Source organism: Sphingomonas sp. (assembly GCF_036731925.1).
Lineage (GTDB): Bacteria > Pseudomonadota > Alphaproteobacteria > Sphingomonadales > Sphingomonadaceae > Sphingomonas.
This window is the reverse complement of record NZ_DAINDJ010000001.1, coordinates 458836-476933: the sequence shown is the minus strand read 5'-3', so window position 1 is coordinate 476933 and position 18098 is coordinate 458836. Positions and strand designations below refer to the sequence as shown.

13 protein-coding genes and 1 pseudogene are annotated in these 18098 nt (G+C 66.5%); 12 read left to right on the top strand and 2 right to left on the bottom strand.

Annotated elements, in window-relative coordinates:
• Window positions 1–61 precede the first annotated feature (61 nt).
• Window positions 62–712: a response regulator transcription factor gene (locus V7E00_RS02405; protein WP_333571086.1), complete on the bottom strand. Its 651-nt coding sequence runs from the start codon at window positions 710–712 to the stop codon at window positions 62–64.
• A 134-nt stretch (window positions 713–846) separates the two neighbouring features.
• Window positions 847–2232 carry a hypothetical protein gene (locus V7E00_RS02400; protein ID WP_333571085.1) on the bottom strand — a complete coding sequence of 462 codons (1386 nt, stop codon included), beginning with the start codon at window positions 2230–2232 and terminating at the stop codon, window positions 847–849.
• Window positions 2233–2403: 171 nt separating this feature from the next.
• On the opposite strand from V7E00_RS02400, the gene V7E00_RS02395 reads away from it, so the two are divergent.
• The 12 genes and pseudogenes from V7E00_RS02395 (at window position 2404) to V7E00_RS02340 (ending at window position 18029) form a co-directional block, all read left to right on the top strand.
• Window positions 2404–5097 carry a transferrin-binding protein-like solute binding protein gene (locus V7E00_RS02395; protein WP_333571084.1) on the top strand — a complete coding sequence of 898 codons (2694 nt, stop codon included), beginning with the start codon at window positions 2404–2406 and terminating at the stop codon, window positions 5095–5097.
• Entirely contained in the window at window positions 5094–6407 is a 1314-nt protein-coding gene (locus V7E00_RS02390) for a surface lipoprotein assembly modifier (protein ID WP_333571083.1), read from the top strand. The genes V7E00_RS02395 and V7E00_RS02390 overlap by 4 nt, the downstream gene beginning before the upstream one ends.
• Before the next feature lie 114 nt (window positions 6408–6521).
• On the top strand, window positions 6522–7916 hold the full coding sequence (locus tag V7E00_RS02385; protein WP_333571082.1) for a globin-coupled sensor protein: 1395 nt from the start codon (window positions 6522–6524) through the stop codon (window positions 7914–7916).
• Between the two features lie 700 nt (window positions 7917–8616).
• Window positions 8617–10449, top strand: a complete 1833-nt coding sequence (locus V7E00_RS02380; RefSeq protein ID WP_333571081.1) for a hypothetical protein — start codon at window positions 8617–8619, stop codon at window positions 10447–10449.
• A gap of 123 nt (window positions 10450–10572) precedes the next feature.
• A complete protein-coding gene (gene uvrA / locus V7E00_RS02375) occupies window positions 10573–13566 on the top strand; it encodes an excinuclease ABC subunit UvrA (protein ID WP_333571080.1) in 2994 nt (997 codons plus the stop codon).
• A gap of 124 nt (window positions 13567–13690) precedes the next feature.
• Window positions 13691–14056, top strand: a complete 366-nt coding sequence (locus tag V7E00_RS02370; RefSeq protein WP_333571079.1) for a hypothetical protein — start codon at window positions 13691–13693, stop codon at window positions 14054–14056.
• Window positions 14056–14181 (top strand): annotated as a pseudogene (locus V7E00_RS02365) (hypothetical protein); the annotation flags it as partial. The gene V7E00_RS02370 and the pseudogene V7E00_RS02365, both read left to right, overlap by 1 nt.
• A gap of 105 nt (window positions 14182–14286) precedes the next feature.
• Window positions 14287–15222, top strand: a complete 936-nt coding sequence (locus tag V7E00_RS02360; protein WP_333571077.1) for a hypothetical protein — start codon at window positions 14287–14289, stop codon at window positions 15220–15222.
• A gap of 70 nt (window positions 15223–15292) precedes the next feature.
• Entirely contained in the window at window positions 15293–15859 is a 567-nt protein-coding gene (locus V7E00_RS02355) for a hypothetical protein (protein WP_333571076.1), read from the top strand.
• Window positions 15859–16254, top strand: coding sequence for a cupin domain-containing protein (locus tag V7E00_RS02350; RefSeq protein WP_333571075.1), 396 nt, complete (start codon window positions 15859–15861; stop codon window positions 16252–16254). The genes V7E00_RS02355 and V7E00_RS02350 overlap by 1 nt, the downstream gene beginning before the upstream one ends.
• A 124-nt stretch (window positions 16255–16378) precedes the next feature.
• Entirely contained in the window at window positions 16379–17542 is a 1164-nt protein-coding gene (locus V7E00_RS02345) for a right-handed parallel beta-helix repeat-containing protein (protein ID WP_333571074.1), read from the top strand.
• A gap of 274 nt (window positions 17543–17816) precedes the next feature.
• Window positions 17817–18029 carry a cold-shock protein gene (locus tag V7E00_RS02340; protein WP_010544313.1) on the top strand — a complete coding sequence of 71 codons (213 nt, stop codon included), beginning with the start codon at window positions 17817–17819 and terminating at the stop codon, window positions 18027–18029.
• Window positions 18030–18098 lie beyond the last annotated feature (69 nt).

Sequence of the window (18098 nt, the reverse complement as noted above, 5' to 3'; positions counted from 1 at the left end):
GGCTGCAACGGTAGAGAGACGGGCTCGCGCTGTAAGCTATACGGGCGTTTATTCGGGGGAACTACGCAGTGCCGTCGCGGGACGGCAGCGTGCCCGCGGCGCGGACCAGATCGGGGACGGTGCGCAGCCCCATCTTGCGCATCAGGCTGGCGCGGTGGAGCTTCACCGTGATCTCGGCGATTCCCAGTTCGCCAGCGATCTGCTTGTTGAGCAGCCCGCGCACCACGCCTTCCATCACCTGCCGCTCGCGCGCGGTGAGCGTGGCGAAGCGCCGGCGCACGCCTTCGCTCTCCAGCGCGACGCTGCGGCGCTCGGCGGCGCGGGCGAGCCCGGCATTGACCGCGTCGAGCATGTCCTGGTCGCGGAACGGCTTGGTGAGGAAGTCCACCGCCCCGCCCTTCATCGCCTTGACCGACATCGGGATGTCGCCGTGCCCGGTCAGGAAGATCACCGGCAGGTCGATGCCGCGCTCGGCCAGCCGGTCGCGGCATTCGAAGCCGCCGATGTGCGGCATCCGCACGTCCACCACCAGGCAGCACGGCGTTTCCGGCGGCGCGGCATCGAGCAGTTCCTGCGCCGAGCCATAGTTGCGCACCGCGAAATCGACCGAGCGGAACAGCGAATCGAGCGAACCGCGCACCAGCGGATCGTCGTCTACGATCAACACCACGGGTTGCGCGGCAGCCACGGGAGCGGAGGCGAGGCGGGTCATGGCGACGATCCTTTCGCGCCACGGGTGACCGAAGCAGCGCCGGCGGGCAATCCCGGATGGGGCGCCCCGACACCCCCCGAACGGGCGACCGCCGCGCGCCTGCCTGGCCCGGGCGCGACGTCGGACGGCCGTTGTTAGTCGGTCCGCGCCTCTTCATGCGCGCGCGCAACCGGCGATGGCCGCCGCATCTCCGGTGCGGGCGCGGGCCGCGCTGCCGGAGGCGGCGCCGGCCGCGCGGCGGGTAGCGGGGGCGGCGCGGCAGGTGCTGGCGCCGGCCGGTTCGGCATGCCCTCAGGGCGGGCGGAAGGCGGGCGGAACACGGGCCGCGGCGTTCCCTCTCCGGAGGCATCCGGCCGCGCCTGTCGCATCCAGCCGGGCGACATCCACCCGCCGCGCCGCGGGGCGGCCTCTGCCGGGGCAGTCGGCGGTGGCGACGCCGCGGCGGCGGGCGGCGGTGCCGGCTGCGGGGCGCCGGCATCCGGCCGCGGCCCCGGCCAGCCGGGACGCGCGCCCTGCCAGCCCGGCCTCGACCCCTGCCAGCCGGGACGCCCCTGGCCGTCCCCGCGCGGGGGACGCGCGCCAACGCCGTCCGGGCGAGGAGCGATCGCCCCCCCGGCCTCCCATTCGTGCCGTCCCGGTGTTCCTGCCGAAGGCGGCGGGCTGGGCGGACGTGTGCCTTGCGGACGATCGGGGCGTTGCCCCGGCAGTCCGCCCCACATCCACGGCCGCCCCGGCTGCACGGTCCCCGGCGGGGTCCCGGCGTTCGGGGGGCGACCGGGGCGCGGACGATGCTGCCAGTGCTGGCCAAGTCCCGGCGGCGGCGGCCCCTGGAAGCCGCCGCTCCGCCACCGGGCAAAGGCCGCGGCCATCGCGGCGCGGCGGGCGCGCTCCTCGGCCCAGCGGCGCTGTTCGGCGAACGCAAAACCGTCGTTGCGATAGCGCCAGCCCGAGTCCCAGCCGGGATCGATGCCGACGAAGAACAGGTTCAGATTGCCCCAGGCGGTGGTGTCGACGGGCGCCCATTGCCGATCGAGCAGCGCGTTCCGCAGCCGCCGTCCGCGATCGTACAGCCGCTCGCCCGTGTCGATGTCCCGCACGCCTGCGCTACGCGGCGTCAGCCGACCGCCGCCGTCATAGACCGCGGCGACATTCCCGTCCTGATAGCCGAAGCTGCGGTCGGCCTCGCGCACCAGGAAGGGCCCGCGATCGCCGGGGGCGAAGAAATAGGTGCGCGCGCCTTCTGCCCGCTCCTCCACCACCACCCAGTAGCCGTCGCGCAATTCCCAGGCGACGGGCGTACCGCCGTCAAAGCCGAAGCTGTAATCGGGCGGCGCGTCTCCTACCGTGTCCCAAAGCGCACGGGCACGGTCGATCCAGCGATAGCTGTCCTCGCCCTCGGCATCGACGTCCGCAGAGCCCGCCGACACGACATGCGCATCCTGCGCGAAGCCGGCTTCGGTGCAGCCGCACAGCAACGTCGCGCACGCTGCGCTCAGCAATAGGGGGTGGAACCGTGCCATCGCGTCACCTCGTCGATCCTGTTGCCGCCAGCATCGGCCGTCGGCGGTGAACAAAACATGACAAAGCAGAAATCACCGGCAACAAAATGAAAAATCCTCAATTAACCAAAACTTATATCCCGCCCGGGCATAACCCGAGCCATGATTAATGCGGCTCTCAGGGGATTCGGCATGCGGCGCTCGATCATGCTCCCGACGATGGTTTCAGCTCTGGCGCTGGTCGCCGCGTGCAGCGGCGGCGGCGGCGGCGGCGGCGGCGGCGTGGCAACGACACCCGCGGCGCCCAGCCCTGTACCCGACACGACGCCGGCACCTAGCCCCGCGCCGTCGCCGACTCCCGCGCCCGTCCCCAGCCCGACGCCGGCACCGAACCCAACGCCGACGCCGGCCCCGACACCCGCGCCAAGCCCCACGCCGACGCCAGCCCCCACCCCTGCGCCGAGCCCCACCCCTGCGCCGAGCCCCACCCCTGCGCCGAGCCCCACGCCGACGCCGGCCCCCACCCCTGCGCCGACACCTGCGCCGAGCCCCACGCCGACGCCGGCCCCCACCCCTGCGCCCAGCCCAACACCCACCAACCCGCAGATCAACGCCTCGCTGCTGTCGCTCACCAGCACCGAGCGCTTCGACAACGATGCCGGAGGGTTTGCCGGCACCTTCTACCCTGATGCGCGCGCCTGCGGCTGCCTTGCAGCGACGCGGGCCCTGACCATCCGCTACGATGCCACGACCAGCGGCTACACCGTGAGCGATGGGGTCAACACCGAGACGTTCCTGCCCGGTGACATCGACGCATCACAGTCCAACTCTGTGCTCCGCGTCTATCGCCATGCGGGCGCGAACAGCGAATACACGCTGTCGCTCACCTTGCCCGGCACCAGCGGCGCGTTGACCTACCGCTATGTCGGCGCTGGCTTCTGGCAGCGCGCGGACATGGCCGCGAATGGCGAAAGCAGCTTCCGCTTCAATGCCTTCACCTATGGCGTCGAGACGCCCGACACGGCGCTCCCCCGCACCGGCGGCGGCGCCTACGCGATCGATCTGGTCGGTTCGCTGGGCTATGGCGTGCTGGAAAGCCTGGTGGGCGGCGGCACGCTGCAGGTGGATTTCCTGTCCGGCCGCATCGTCACCAGCGGCGAGGTGCGCGAGGTCTCGACCAGCACCGGCGCGACGATCACCAGTTCCACCTTCGTCGGCCTTGCCCAGCTTGCCGCCGGCAGCAATCGCTTTTCGGGTGTGTTCGCATTTTCGGACGGCGACCTTGCGGGCACGCTCGACGGCCGTTTCTACGGCCCGGCAGCAGAGGAAGTCGGTGCGTCGTGGAGCGCGGCCAATGCCGACGGCCGCGCCGCAAGCGGCGTGCTGATCGGCCGCCAGTCGGGTGCGCAGACCGGCAATGCCAGCCTCGCCAACCTCACCGCCAGCCAGATCTTCACCGGCGAGGCCGCCACATTGGGCGCGAACTATACCGATGCCACCGGCGCGCTGGGCGCGACGGGTACCACCGCACAGCCGGTGACCGTCAGCTATGACGCAGCCTCGGGGAATTATGTGATCATCTCCGGCGCACGCACCGGCGTGTTCCCGGCCTCGGCAAGCGGCGGCGGCGGTGTCGACCAACTGACCCTCGATGCGCTGAACGGCATGCGCTATGTCCGCGCCGGTCGCTGGGCGAGCAGCACCAGCAGCAACGGCGTCACCACCGCCCTGACCGACGCCTTCACCTTCGGCATGGCCACCCCCGCCGCCGCGCTGCCGCGCACCGGATCGGCGAGCTATGCCGTGCAGCTGGCCGGCGCGCTTGCCGATGCCAGCCAGCCTGGCCCGCTTGCGGTGACCGGCAACGGCACGCTGTCCGCCAATTTCGCCACCGGCGCCATCACCACCAGCGGCACCGCCATCGCCAGCTTCACCAATAGCGGCATCACCAGCACCACCAATGGAAGCTTCAGCGGATCGGCAACGCTGTCGAGCAGCGCCAACAGCTTCACCGGCGCGCTCAACCTGGCGCTGCTGGGCGGCTATAGCGGCACGCTGCTGGGCCACTTCTATGGCCCTGCAGCCGATGAAACGGGGGCCAGCGCGGCGCTGACCGGGGCGAACGGCGCGGTGGGCGCGGTCAGCCTGGTCGGTGCCAAGTCGAGCGGCACCTTCGCCGCCGGCAGCATGCTCGCGCCACCAGAAGTGACGCGCACGGCCGCGGGGGACTATGGCGTGACGGGCCTTCCCGGCCTGTCGGAGACCCTGGTCCTGCTCACCGCCGCCGATCGCGAGGCGATCACCAGCGACGTCGGCTTCGACCTGTACCGGAAGGCCATCGCCGCCGGTACCGTGCAGGCGCGGATCTACGACGGCGGCAAGGGCCCGCTCGCGCTCAGCTATGCCAGCTTCGCCGAGCTCGCCTATCTGGCGAACGACGCCGCGGCGGGCCGCGATCCGCAGCGCTGGTACCTCCCCTTCGGCCAGCGCACCACGGCAGACCAGATGCCGCGCACCGGCACGGCCAGCTATGCCGGCCTGGTGTTCGGCACCGGCACCGCCGGCGGCATCGGCTACACGCTGGGCGGCACGAGCAGCTTCACCGTCGACTTCGCACGGGCAAGCGCGGGCGGCAGCCTGGCGATCACCGGCAACGGTGCCGGGGGCAGCCGGGACTTCGGCACCTTCGCCTTCCAGGGAGCAGGCATCTCCGCCAACGGCTTCACCGGCGCGCTCACCGCGCCGGGCGGTGCGGGCAGCCTGACCGGCTGGTTCTTCGGCCCGCAGGCACAGGAGCTCGGCGCGACCTTCGATGCGACCCGCACGCTGGCGAATGGCGACAAGGCGGTTCTCAACGGCGCGGCGCTCGCTAAGAAGGCGCAGTGACTCACCGCATCGCGATTCCCCTGGCGCTGGCCCTGCTGGCGCCGATCCCCGCCCTCGCCCAGACGTCCGAGCAGCATCAGGTCTCGGCGGTGGAGCTGTTCGCGCTCGCCGCCCGGGCCGAGGCAGGCGGCCAACCGGGCGACGCGGAGACGATGTACCGCGCACTCGCCAAGGATCCCGATGCCGAGGTCCGGGCCGAGGCGCGCTTCCGGCTGGGCCAGCTGCTCGAGAAGCTGGGCCGCAAGCGCGAGGCGGCGACGACCTATCGCGCGCTGCTCGACGAGAAGCCCGGCGCCGCCCGCGTTCGCCTCGAACTCGCCCGTCTCCTCACCCAGATGGGCGACGAAGGCGCCGCACGGCGCGAGCTGCGCCAGGCGCAGGCCGGCGGCCTGCCGCCGCAGGTCGCGCAGATTGTCGACCAGTTCGCCGCCGCGCTCCGCTCGCGCAAGCCCTGGGGTGCCAGCCTCGAAGTCGCGCTGGTGCCGGACAGCAACGTCAACCGCGCCACCGATGCGGCGACGCTCGATACCGTGCTCGCCCCGCTCCAGCTCTCGCGCGATGCCCGCGAGCAATCCGGCGTCGGCGCCCATGTCGGCGGCCAGCTCTATGCCCGGGTGCCGGTGGCGACCAACCTTGCGCTCGTCCCCCGCGTTTCGGGCCAGGGCGACTTCTACCGCCAGGGCCGCTTCAACGACGTCTCGGCCTCGGCGCTGGTCGGCCTGGAATGGAGCCTCGGCCGCGACCGCCTCCGCCCCTCCATCGGCGGCACCCAGCGCTGGTATGGCGGCAGCCCCTATGCCCGCACCGCGACCGCAGCGGTCGACTGGCAGCACCCGCTCGGCACCAAGGCGCAGCTCACCACCAGCGCCACCCTTGCGGACACCACCTATCGCGGCAATGCGCTGCAGAACGGCCTGCTGCTCAACGGCGCAGTCGCCTATGAGCGCGCCTTCTCTTCGCGCGCCGGCGGCAGCGTCACCTTGTCTGCCACCCGGCAGACGGCGAAGGACCCGGGCTATGCCACCGCCTCGGGTGCGGCCAGCCTGCTCGGCTGGCGCGAATTCGGCCGCACCACCCTTTATGCCACCGCCGGACTGCGCCGCCTGGAGGGCGATGCGCGGCTGTTCCTGTTTCCAGAGCGGCGCAGGGACTGGAATGTCAGCCTGGGTGCCGGCGCTACCTTCCGCCGCCTCCAGATCCACGGCTTCGCGCCGATCATCCGGCTGGACTGGGAGCGGAACAGCTCCACCGTGGGCATCTACGACTTCACCCGCAAGGCGGCGACGATCGGGCTTACCCGCGCCTTCTGACGTCGCCTCCGCGCGGCCCCGGAATGTCCCAAGGTACACGGACTTCCGGCCCGTCCGGCGGCGGCGCTGCTCTATAGATTCGGGAAACGGGCATCGGCCCGATCCAGGAGCAGGATGTTGCACCCCGAACTCACAACCCGCCTCGATTTCGTCGGCTATACCGCAGACAAGCGCGCTCTGCTCGCCGAAGCGCGCGACACCATCCAGACAGCGCTCGCTCCCGCGCTCGACCGGCTCTACACCCAGATCGCCGCGCATCCCGAAACGGCGAGGATGTTTTCCGGCCAGTCGCACATCACCAGGGCCAAGCAGCTCCAGTCCGAACATTGGGCGCATCTCTCCGGCGCCGCCTTCGATGCCGACTATGTCGAGCGGGTGAAGCGCATCGGCGCCCGCCACGCCCAGATCGGCCTTACGCCGCAATGGTATATCGGCAGCTACGCGATCATCCTCGATTCGATGATCGAAAGCTTCGCCGCGATGGAAGGCGGTCCCCGCCTCCCCTTCGGCCGCCGCAAGCCCGATCCCCGCTTCAACCAGCTGCGCGCCATCGTCACCGCTGCGCTGATCGACCTCGAGATGTCGGTCTCGATCTATTTCGAGCAGGAACAGGCCGGCCGCGCCAAGGCCATGGAAGCGCTGCAGGAGCGCGAGACGGCACTATCCGGCCTTCTCGGCGCAATCAACGAGACCGTGGAGGCGATCCGCACCGGCTCGCAGGAGATCGCCCAGGCGTCGGGCGACCTGTCCCGCCGCACCGAAGCCAATGCCGCCAGCCTGGCCGAGACTGCGGCCTCGGTGCAGGAGATGGACCAGCGCCTCAAGGCCACCGCCGGAAATGCGCGCCGCACCGTGGAGCGCGCGGACGGCGCCAAGGCGACGGTCGATACCGGCCGCGCGATCACCGAACAGGCGGTGGCCGCGATGGAGCGGGTGTCGGACAGCGCCAAGGGCATCGACAGCGTGATCGAAGGACTCGACAAGATCGCCTTCCAGACGCGCGTTCTGGCGATGAACGCTGCGGTGGAGGCCGGCCGCGCCGGCGAGGCAGGCCGCGGCTTCGCGGTGGTCGCGGATCTCGTCTCGGCGCTCGCGATGCGCGCCGAGGAAGAGGCAGGCCGCGCCCGCGACCAGCTTACCGCCACCCAGGCGGACATCGTTGCCGCCGTGGGCATGGTCGAGAAGGTCGACGGCGCGCTGTCGAACATCTCGGGCGACGTGGCGACGGTGAACGACCTCCTGTCGCAGATGGCGAGCGACAACCAGGCTCAGGCGACCGCGATCACGGAAGTGTCGACCACGATCGGCGACATGGACCGGGCCACCCAGCAGAACGCCGCGATGGTGGAGGAAACCTCCGCCGCCGCGCAGAACCTGGCGCGCGAAGTGGACAAGCTCGCCCGCCAGGCAAACAGCTTCCAGGAGTCGAACGCGCCATCGGCCGTTGCCGCCGGGCCCAGCGCCGCGGCACGGGCGACCGTGCAGGCACTTGGCGCCATGGCATTCTAGTCGTCCCCCGCACCCGTTCCCGCCCCGCCGGCCAGGAGGGCGGAAACGGGCCGCGCCTGGCGGAGGGGGCGGCGCATTCCCCTGTGCGCACGCTCCCTCCGTCCTTTCCCCGCCTTCAGATCTCGGCGAAGAAGTCCGGCTGCAGCCGGGTCGATCGCTGGGGCGGCAAGCACAACCAATTGAGCCGGCGCGCCTACACCCTGCCCACGCCCGCTATCCGGGCGCGATCTGGGCGAGCGCTCGCCCTTGAATGACGAGTGAGGGAAAGGCAGCGCGACCACGCGCGGCGGCGAAGAAGCATTGCCGGCGGCGATCCGATCGGCAGCAACAGGCGCGGCGGCTCCCGCCCCCCGCCTCATGGATGCCGCAGGAGGAGCAGCGGGCGGACATCTCCAGCCCCCCGGCCTGGACATGCCCGCCCGCATGGGCGCCGCGCTTCCCCCGAATCGCGGGCCCTTGGGAGACCTGGTGCGCCGCGGGCTATGTGCATGCCGCCGGCGCTGAACCTGTCTTGGCACGGCAGACGGCGCGCCCGTGTGACATCCGTCACGCGCGCGCAATGAATCATGCGTAGCCGCCGCTTCCGATCGAAGCGATGCGCAGGCACCGGAACCCCAATCATGTGCTAGCAAAAAGCGCCGGAAGCGGATCTTGATCGCGCAGTCATGTCATCGCTAGATCGATCCAAGGGGGAAAAGTCATGAAGTATACGAGCAGCTCGATCGCCGCGCTTGCGGCCTGTGCCCTGTTGTCCGCGTGCAGCGGCGGAGGCGGTGGCGGTATCGGCGGCGCACCAGCGCCTACCACCGGCGGGACGTCGCCGACGCCGAGCCCCGGACCGGCACCGACGCCAACGCCCACGCCGGCGCCAACACCGAATACATCGCTTCTCGCGCTCACCAACAGTGAGACGTTCGCCACCGACGGCACCGCCGTCTCGGCAAGCTATCCAAGCACTGGTGCAGGAACCGTAACCGCCGGCAGCCCTACGATCGCCGTCGCCTATGACGCTGCGAACGGCAGCTACACCGTTACGTCGGGCAGCCGCAGCCAGTCCTTCCGGCCTACGGACAAGGATGCGGCCAACAGCAGCGCGCAGCTCACCGTCTTCCAGCGCACTACCGGCGACGTGACCGATTCGCTCACGCTCACCAACACCGGCACCTCGGGCGCGTACCGATACCAATATGTCGGCGGCGGCTTCTGGCAGCAGACCAGACGCAGTAACAATGCGGCGGCCGGTACCGTTGACGCCTTCACCTACGGCGTCAGAACTCCCGCAACTGCCGTGCCGCGCACCGGGTTCGGCAACTATGCGGTCGATCTGATCGGCGTACAGGCGTACCCGGCGGAACTCGCCAGTCTGGCAGGAAGCGGCAGGCTCGACGTCGACTTTGCGGGCGGCGGCGTTCGTATCAGCGGCAAGGCGCGAAGCGTGGGCTTGGTGCAGGGCAGCGTCAACAATCTCGACTTCCTGAGCGTGGCGACGCTTTCCAGCGCCACCGGGCAGTTCGCCGGCAACATGTCCTTCTCGCTATTCGGGGATTCGGGCACGCTCAACGGGCGCTTCTATGGCCCTGGTGCTGAGGAAGTCGGCGCAACCTTTTCCACTGTCAGCCTTACCAGCGATGGCGCGATCCGCAGCGTCGGCACGATTACCGGGCGGAAGGGCGGCACCAGTGGCGACACGCTCGCGACAGTCGCAACCCCGCGCAGCTTTGATGTGCATTCGGGCTCGCTGGTCTACTCGGCGCAGAATGTGCGTGGCGACACACCGGGCCTTGTCACGCCGTCCTATACGCAGGCGATTCTCAACGCAGGCACGCTGGCAATCGATCGTAGTGCCGGGAGCTATGCAATTTTCGGGAACAGCTTCACCGCGGCCAATCTGGTAGTCGCCGAAAGCAGTTCGCGGATCCAGACCTATCGTATCGCCACTGCCGAGCGCGCCAGCACGCTGCGCGTCTACGCTCCCACCGGCGGCAGTGGGGAGCTGGTCCTGAACTATGCGGGCTTCGGCGAATATAGCACGCTGCTCTCGCAGGCGCCCTCGTGGCGAGACGACGGCGTGAAGACGTGGTTCACCTATGGGCTGCAGACCACTGCTGCGGCACTGCCGCGCGTCGGCACCGCCAGCTTCACCGGACAGCTGTATGGCAACGGCCAGCGGATCGGAGTAAACGCCGGCTATGAGCTTCGCGGCACCGGCGGACTGAACGTCGCCTTTGCCAGCGGCAGTGTTACCGGAACCTTGTCGCCCGTCTTTACGCCTTCCGGTGGCGGAGCAAGCTTCAGCTATGGCGACCTGAGCTTCGCCGGAGCCATCGCGTCTGGCCTTAACCAGTTCGACGGGAATCTCACCGCTGCTGCCGGGGCAACGCAGACCTTTACTGGCCGCGGCTCGGGCCTGTTCTTCGGCCCCGCTGCGGAAGAGGCAGCACTGCACTTCCAGGGCGGCTACGCGCTAACGGGGAGCAACAACGCGGCGGACATCTTGTCGGTCGCCGGCGTGCTGGTTGCCCGCCGTCCTTGAAGATCAACGGGTAGATCCGGGGGGCATGGATGCACCTGTCCCCCTGCACCCCTCGCAGCGGAGGCATTCGCTTCCTATCTGGGCTCTGGCATCCTTTTCAGAACAAAGCTAGAACCCTCCCCTATGGCACTCACCACGATCTCCGTCCGCGGCGCGCGCGAGCATAATCTCAAGGGCGTCGACATCGACATTCCCCGCGACACGCTGACGGTGATCACCGGGCTGTCTGGCTCGGGCAAGTCGAGCCTCGCCTTCGACACCATCTATGCCGAGGGGCAGCGCCGCTATGTCGAGTCGCTCTCGGCCTATGCGCGCCAGTTCCTCGAGCTGATGCAGAAGCCCAATGTCGAGCATATCGAGGGCCTCAGCCCCGCCATCTCGATCGAGCAGAAGACCACCAGCCGCAACCCGCGCTCGACGGTGGCGACGGTTACCGAGATCTACGATTACATGCGCCTGCTCTGGGCGCGCGTGGGCGTGCCCTACTCCCCCGCCACCGGCCTGCCGATCGCCGCGCAGACGGTGAGCCAGATGGTCGACCGCGTGCTGGCGCTGCCCGAGGGTACCCGCCTGCTGCTGCTGGCCCCCGTGGTGCGCGGGCGCAAGGGAGAGTATCGCAAGGAACTCGCCGAGTGGCAGAAGGCGGGCTTCAGCCGCGTCCGCATCGACGGCGAGATGTACCTGATCGAGGAAGCCCCGGCGCTCGACAAGAAGTTCAAGCACGACATCGAGGTGGTGGTCGATCGCCTGGTGGTGCGCGACGATATCGGCACGCGGCTGGCCGAAAGCTTCGAGACCGCGCTCAAGCTGGCCGAGGGACTGGCCTATGTGGACCTGGTGGATACGACGGTGGAGGCGCTGCAGGGCAATGCGGTGCGCGAGGCTCCCCAGGCGTTCCGGGTGGAAGGCGACGACACTGCGTCGGAAGGCGAAGGCCCCAAGGCGAAGAAGAAGATGAAGGGCGTCGGCATCCCCGACAACCGCATCGTCTTCTCCGAGAAGTTCGCCTGCCCGGTCTCCGGCTTCACCATCCCCGAGATCGAGCCGCGGCTGTTCTCGTTCAACGCCCCCCAGGGCGCCTGCCCGGCCTGCGACGGCCTCGGCGAGAAGCTCGAGTTCGACGAGGATCTCGTCGTCCCCAACCATGATCTCAGCATCAAGAAGGGCGCGGTGGTGCCCTGGGCCAAGTCCAACCCGCCCTCGCCCTATTACATGCAGGTGCTGGGCAGCCTCGCCCGCGAGTTCGGCTTCAGCCTCGATACGCCGTGGAAGGACCTGCCCGGCGAGGTGCAGCTGATCATCCTCCACGGCACCGGCGGCAAGCCGGTCACCCTCACCTTCGTCGACGGCCGCAAGAGCTACGACGTCAAGAAGCCGTTCGAGGGCGTGATCGGCAACCTCAATCGCCGCATGCTGCAGACCGAAAGCGCCTGGATGCGCGAGGAGCTGGGCAAGTACCAGGCCAGCCACCCCTGCGAGGTCTGCGGCGGCGCCCGCCTCAAGCCCGAGGCGCTGGCGGTGAAGGTGGCGGGCAAGGACATCGCCTATGCCACCCATCTCTCGGTGGTCGACGCGCTCGGCTTCTTCCAGACGCTGCCCGAGACCTTCACGCCCCAGCAGCGCGAGATCGCCCGCGCGATCCTCAAGGAAATCGACGAGCGGCTCGGCTTCCTCAACAATGTCGGGCTCGACTATCTCAACCTCGATCGCACCTCGGGCACGCTGTCCGGCGGCGAGAGCCAGCGCATCCGCCTCGCCAGCCAGATCGGCAGCGGCCTGTCGGGCGTGCTCTACGTGCTCGACGAGCCGAGCATCGGCCTCCACCAGCGCGACAACGACATGCTGCTCGCCACCCTCAAGCGGCTGCGCGACCTCGGCAACACCGTGCTCGTCGTCGAGCATGACGAGGATGCGATCCGCACCGCCGACTATGTGATCGACATGGGGCCGGGCGCCGGTGTCCATGGCGGCGAGATCGTCGCCAAGGGCACGCTCGACGAGGTGCTCGCCACCGAAGGCAGCGTCACCGCCGACTATCTCAACGGCACCCGCGAGGTGCCGCTGCCCGCCAAGCGCCGCAAGGGCAACGGCAAGAAGATCACGGTGCACAACGCCGTCGCCAACAACCTCAAGGGCGTGACGGCGAGCATCCCGCTCGGCACCTTCACCTGCATCACCGGCGTCTCGGGCTCGGGCAAGTCCAGCTTCACGCTCGACACGCTCTACGCCTCGGCCGCGCGCCAGCTCAACGGCGCGCGCGTGCTCGCCGGCAAGCACGACAAGATCACCGGGCTCGAGCATTGCGACAAGGTGATCGACATCGACCAGTCGCCGATCGGCCGCACCCCGCGCTCGAACCCGGCGACCTATACCGGCGCCTTCACCAACATCCGCGACTGGTTCGCCGGCCTCCCCGAGGCGCAGGCGCGCGGCTACAAGCCCGGCCGGTTCAGCTTCAACGTCAAGGGTGGCCGGTGCGAGGCGTGCCAGGGCGACGGCGTGCTCAAGATCGAGATGCACTTCCTCCCCGACGTCTATGTCACCTGCGACGTGTGCCACGGCGCGCGCTACAATCGCGAGACGCTGGAGGTGAAGTTCAAGGGCAAGTCGATCGCCGACGTGCTCGACATGACGGTGGAAGACGCGGTCGAGTTCTTCAAGGCCGTGCCGCCGATCCGCGACCGCATGGCGATGCTCGCCGAAGTGGGCCTCGGCTATGTGAAGGTCGGCCAGCAGGCGACGACGCTGTCGGGCGGCGAGGCGCAGCGGGTGAAGCTCGCCAAGGAACTGGCGCGCCGCGCCACCGGGCAGACGCTGTACATCCTCGACGAACCCACCACGGGCCTGCACTTCGAGGACGTGCGGAAGCTCCTGGAAGTGCTCCACGCGCTGGTGGAACAGGGCAACACGGTGGTGGTGATCGAGCACAATCTCGACGTGATCAAGACCGCCGACTGGATCCTCGACCTGGGGCCCGAAGGCGGCGTGAAGGGCGGCGAGATCGTCGCCGAAGGCACGCCGGAGCAGGTGGCGAAGGTGCCGGGCAGCTATACCGGGCGGTATCTGGCGCCGTTGCTCAAGCCGCGGAAAGCGAAGGCGAAGGTGGCGGCGGAGTAACCCAACCTTAGCCCCTCCCCTTCAGGGGAGGGGTTGGGGTGGGGCCTGACGGAGCCGCCGGGCACGCGGCCCGACCGACGCGGCACCCGCGCCAGCCAGTCCAGACGGAAGGGAAAGCACGGACATGCAGCAGCACGAATGCCATCTGCGCTGGAATGCCGAGCGGAGCGATGTGGAGTCGGTCGGCACCACCGACCTCGACCGGGCGCTCTGGAATTGCTGCAGCGACTGCGACTTCGCACAGCCAGACAATCCCTATCCCTTCGAGCAGTTGCTGGCGCTACGTACCAGCGCGGTCGACGAGGTGATGCTGCATGCGCAGGTGATCACGTACCGGGACGGCATCTACGAGGTGATCGACGAGCTGGAGCCGTCCGGGCGGAGGCTGCGCTTTCCGCTGGAGAGCGTGATCATCTACGCAAAATACGTGGCGCGGTGGCGCGCCGAGGGGCGCGACCAGCGCTTCCGCATCCTCGCTGAACTTGTCTGATGCAGGGCGACGAGATCGTCGCCGAAGGCACGCCGGAGCAGGTGGCGAAGGTGCCGGGCAGCTATACCGGGCGGTATCTGGCGCCGTTGCTCAAGCCGCGGAAGGCGAAGGCGGCGGCGGAGTAAGGTCGTCATCTTTACCGATTTATTCTTATCGAATTGAACAGGCTCGCTTGACGAAAACCAAAGGCGCGATCCAGTAAAGGGCAGCATAAGGGGAGGGCTGCATTTATGGCGAAGCGCCAGAAAAATACCTTAGTATCAGCGGCATTTCATTATTTGGTGAAAGGCACCCCGCGAGGAGACGGCTCGGGAGCATACGATGAAAGCGGCTTCACCGAAGATGAATTTCGCAAAATTCTTAAACGAATTGAAGACACCAGCAAACTAAATGACAAAGATGACGCGGTAGTTTCAGCTATCAAGGCCGGCACTGAGATACCGTTCACCTACTTCGAGGAACTGGAGACGGGACTTTTCTTCGGTGATTTTGAAGGCGCATATTATGGCCAACGGTACCGCAACAACTTGCTTGGTGCGATCGACCCTCACAGCTTGAATCTTCGTCGATTCCACTACCTTCTGACGATGACGAGAGAAGGAAAAATCGTCGTGGGTGTAACCTACCACGGAATTTTCGGCGACTACGAAGGCTTGCACAAATGCTTTACCTATCTCCTGCGAGGCAATCATCGCATTTTGTCCAAAACACTCAAAAGTATTTCAAGTGAAATTGGCTCCGGCCAACCGGTGGAAGTGAAGTTAACCTACCGAAAGAAAGCCGACCGCGTCGAGAGAAAAGGACTTTTTGATACATCTGGCGTGATCGCCGTCAAGAGCTCCGAGTTTGGCGAGGATTTCGACAACAAAGTTGCCGAGATTGCGAGAGCCTCGAAAGGGACGGAGCTTGAACGCAAAAAGCTCATAGCCGAAATTGTAAATCAGGGCGATCTTATTGAGCTAGACTCTGATGAAATTATTGGTTGCTCCGCCGTCATAAGGCAACAAGGCAAACACCGAACGGTATATTTCATTGGAGACAACAACAATTCTACGAAGTTTCCTCTTGATACTGAAATCAATCAGGAGGGAATGACGGATAGAGAACAAGTTAAACGCGAGATTGTACGCGTCATGCGCAAACACATCACGCCACTTTTGCCCTAATATGTTTTTAGATTCTCTTCGAGAAGTTTATGCAAGCTATCGCGGAGATCGCGGATGGCATCGCAGACGCGTGACCGCCGCTGTCATATTATCGCTCGGCGCAGCTTACCTGGGTTCAGATATTTCTAAGGACGCCCTCCCTACAATTTCTTCTTCAATATCTATCTTAGCTGGTTTCACCTTTACCGCCCTATTTTCAAGTCATTACTTGACAGTAGGCGATCTTCCGGCGCCAGAGAACGAGACGGAGAGGAATGATATTTTGATAATGACGGCGCTCAGCCACAACTTTCGTGTTCGCTCGCGGTTCTTTATCACCCTTTCTGTCTTGGGGTTGTTGTCAATTCTAGTGCTAAGCATTCACCTGAAAATTCCAACGTTCGCGTGCAAACCCGACCCACATCTCTCTTCGGCTTTCGCTGCAAAATCGTGCTCGATTGGGATTTATCTAACTAAAGCATCATCTATCGCAAGTACCGTTATTTTTGTGGCGATGAATGCGTTGACGTTATTTATATTTCTTGAGATTTTATACACGTTTTACCGTCTAGCAGAGACGATCATGGCTTCTTTAGATAGAAGACGGGAATATATAGACAATCATAAGGCTCGTCATCGCAAAGAGCCAAAAGGCTGATGCCCCACCTCCCTACCAACCCCGCCCATCTCGGCCGCGCCGCCAGCGCCACCGTCGAGCCCGACTTCACCGGCCCCGACTGGTTCGAGGCCTATGCCGCCCGCCATGCCGCAGACGGGCAGGAGGGCCGATTGGTCTCGCAGTTCGCCTTTTCGGAAAGCTGGGACTCGTGGGAGATGCACCCGCACGGCGCGGAACTCGTGATCTGCACCCAGGGCGCCTGCACGCTTCACCAGGAACATGCCGACGGCAGCACCGACCGCGTGACGCTCGCCCCGGGCGACTACGCCATCAATCCGCCAGGCACCTGGCACACCGCCGATGTCGCGCCGGGCGAAAGCTGCACCGCGATCTTCATCACCCCCGGCCTCGGCACCACCCACCGGCCGCGCTGACGCGCGCGCGCGGGATGCGGAGCGTCCTGACACCCCCTGCCCGCCACCCACGCTGAAACGCGCCCGTGCTGCGACGCAGCAGTCGCGACTCGATTCACTGCATTCTTGAGCATAAACAGACGAGATGGCGATTCGTCCCAGAATGGGTCGCGCGCTTGAGACAACCTGCTCAAATCGAGCAGAAAATAGCAGGCTTGACACGCGACGCACTACGTTCGTCCTGCTGGAGAGCCGTCTCACCGCAGCGCATCATACGTTGGCGAAAAAGCCGTTAACCAGTCGCGAATACGAAGTAGTTCCTCGTTTCATCGCGTTTCTGGAGAAAAATATCGTGCTTGCGACGCTCGCATTGCTTTCGGCCGTGACCGTCAGCACCAAGGCCCAGTTGGACGCAGCGCTCCAGCGCGCGCGCGGGGGGGATGTGATCCAGCTCGCGCGCGGGCAATATGGAGATCTGGTGCTCAACGGACGTCAGTTCGACCGGGTGGTGACGCTGCAGAGCGCCAATCCACTCACGCCGGCCAGCTTCAGCACGGTGAAGCTGTTGAAGGTGAACAACGTCGCCCTGAAGAACCTGGAAATCACCCGCGCGCGCGGCAAGGACCCCTATTACACGAAAATGGTGCAAGTCTCCGACAGCACCAATGTCTCGCTCACCGGCGGCTTCGTCCACGGCACTGCGAACGGGTCCTGGGTCGACGACATGAGCGGCATGTACGTGCGCAACTCGAAGAACATTCGGATCAACGGCGTTTCGTTCCACGATCTGGCGATCGCGCTGATCGTGGAGGACAGCAGCAATTTCAGGATCGAGAATAACTTCTTCAGCTATATCAGCGTCGACTCGATGGAAATTCCCGGCACCCGCGATGGGGTGATCACCGAGAATTCCATGTTCCTGTTCAACCCGGCGCCCACGGCACACCCGGACGGAATCCAGTGCTGGACCGCGGGCAAGACGACCGGCTGCAAGAACATCACCATTTCGTACAACAAGTTCTTCGGCGCGCCGGGCCGGGAGTTCCAGGGCGTGTTCTTCGGCGACGAAGCGAATGTCGGCGGCTATGACAACATCCAGATCGTGGGTAACGTCATGTCGTCGCTTATGTGGCACGCGATCTCGGTCGCCGGCGTGGACAAGGCCCTGACGATACGGAACAACACCATCACGGCAGGCCCGACATATCGGTCCTGGATCCGCACCTCGGGGCCGGCGACGCTCTCCGGCAACGTCGCCCCCACCTACTCGATCGCGGGCAAGAGCGGCGTCCCGGCCGGAAATCGCTGAAGCAACAGCAGCGATTTCCGCCTGCGCATAGCGGGCGATGCGGGCGGTTTTCATCGCCGCTGCGCGTCGCCCGCTGCCACACCTGAAACGCCGCATGCTCGCGCGATCCCGCGCAGCGCCATTGCAATCGGCGCGCCGGAGGCCCACATAGGGCGGGCTGAAGTCGCAAATCGTTGGTCTCTGGTGCTTTGCGGCTCCGTTTTCCTTCCATCCCTGCCCCTGAAGCGCGAGGTCCGCCCACACGGGGCGCGCCGACAATGCAAGGAAAACACTCATGAGCATCACTGGCACCGTCAAGTTCTTCAACGCCGACAAGGGCTATGGCTTCATCGCGCCGGATACCGGCGGCAACGACGCCTTCGTCCACATCACGGCAGTGGAACGCGCCGGCATGATCACGCTGCAGCAGAACCAGCGCGTGACCTATGAGCTGGAGCAGGATCGCCGCGGCAAGATGGCGGCAGTCAACCTCCAGGCGGCTGACTGACCTGAAGACCAAGACGGCGGCCCCCTCCGGGGCCGCCGTTTTCGCATGTCCCTCCCTCTTTCCCCAGCG

Coding starts and splice junctions, on each gene's coding strand:
- V7E00_RS02380 (WP_333571081.1), top strand. CDS start 8,617: ATGAAGTATACGAGCAGCTCGATCGCCGCGCTTGCGGCCTGTGCCCTG.
- V7E00_RS02345 (WP_333571074.1), top strand. CDS start 16,379: ATGGCGATTCGTCCCAGAATGGGTCGCGCGCTTGAGACAACCTGCTCA.
- uvrA (WP_333571080.1), top strand. CDS start 10,573: ATGGCACTCACCACGATCTCCGTCCGCGGCGCGCGCGAGCATAATCTC.
- V7E00_RS02370 (WP_333571079.1), top strand. CDS start 13,691: ATGCAGCAGCACGAATGCCATCTGCGCTGGAATGCCGAGCGGAGCGAT.
- V7E00_RS02350 (WP_333571075.1), top strand. CDS start 15,859: ATGCCCCACCTCCCTACCAACCCCGCCCATCTCGGCCGCGCCGCCAGC.
- V7E00_RS02385 (WP_333571082.1), top strand. CDS start 6,522: ATGTTGCACCCCGAACTCACAACCCGCCTCGATTTCGTCGGCTATACC.
- V7E00_RS02405 (WP_333571086.1), bottom strand. CDS start 712: ATGACCCGCCTCGCCTCCGCTCCCGTGGCTGCCGCGCAACCCGTGGTG.
- V7E00_RS02395 (WP_333571084.1), top strand. CDS start 2,404: ATGCGGCGCTCGATCATGCTCCCGACGATGGTTTCAGCTCTGGCGCTG.
- V7E00_RS02340 (WP_010544313.1), top strand. CDS start 17,817: ATGAGCATCACTGGCACCGTCAAGTTCTTCAACGCCGACAAGGGCTAT.
- V7E00_RS02360 (WP_333571077.1), top strand. CDS start 14,287: ATGGCGAAGCGCCAGAAAAATACCTTAGTATCAGCGGCATTTCATTAT.
- V7E00_RS02400 (WP_333571085.1), bottom strand. CDS start 2,232: ATGGCACGGTTCCACCCCCTATTGCTGAGCGCAGCGTGCGCGACGTTG.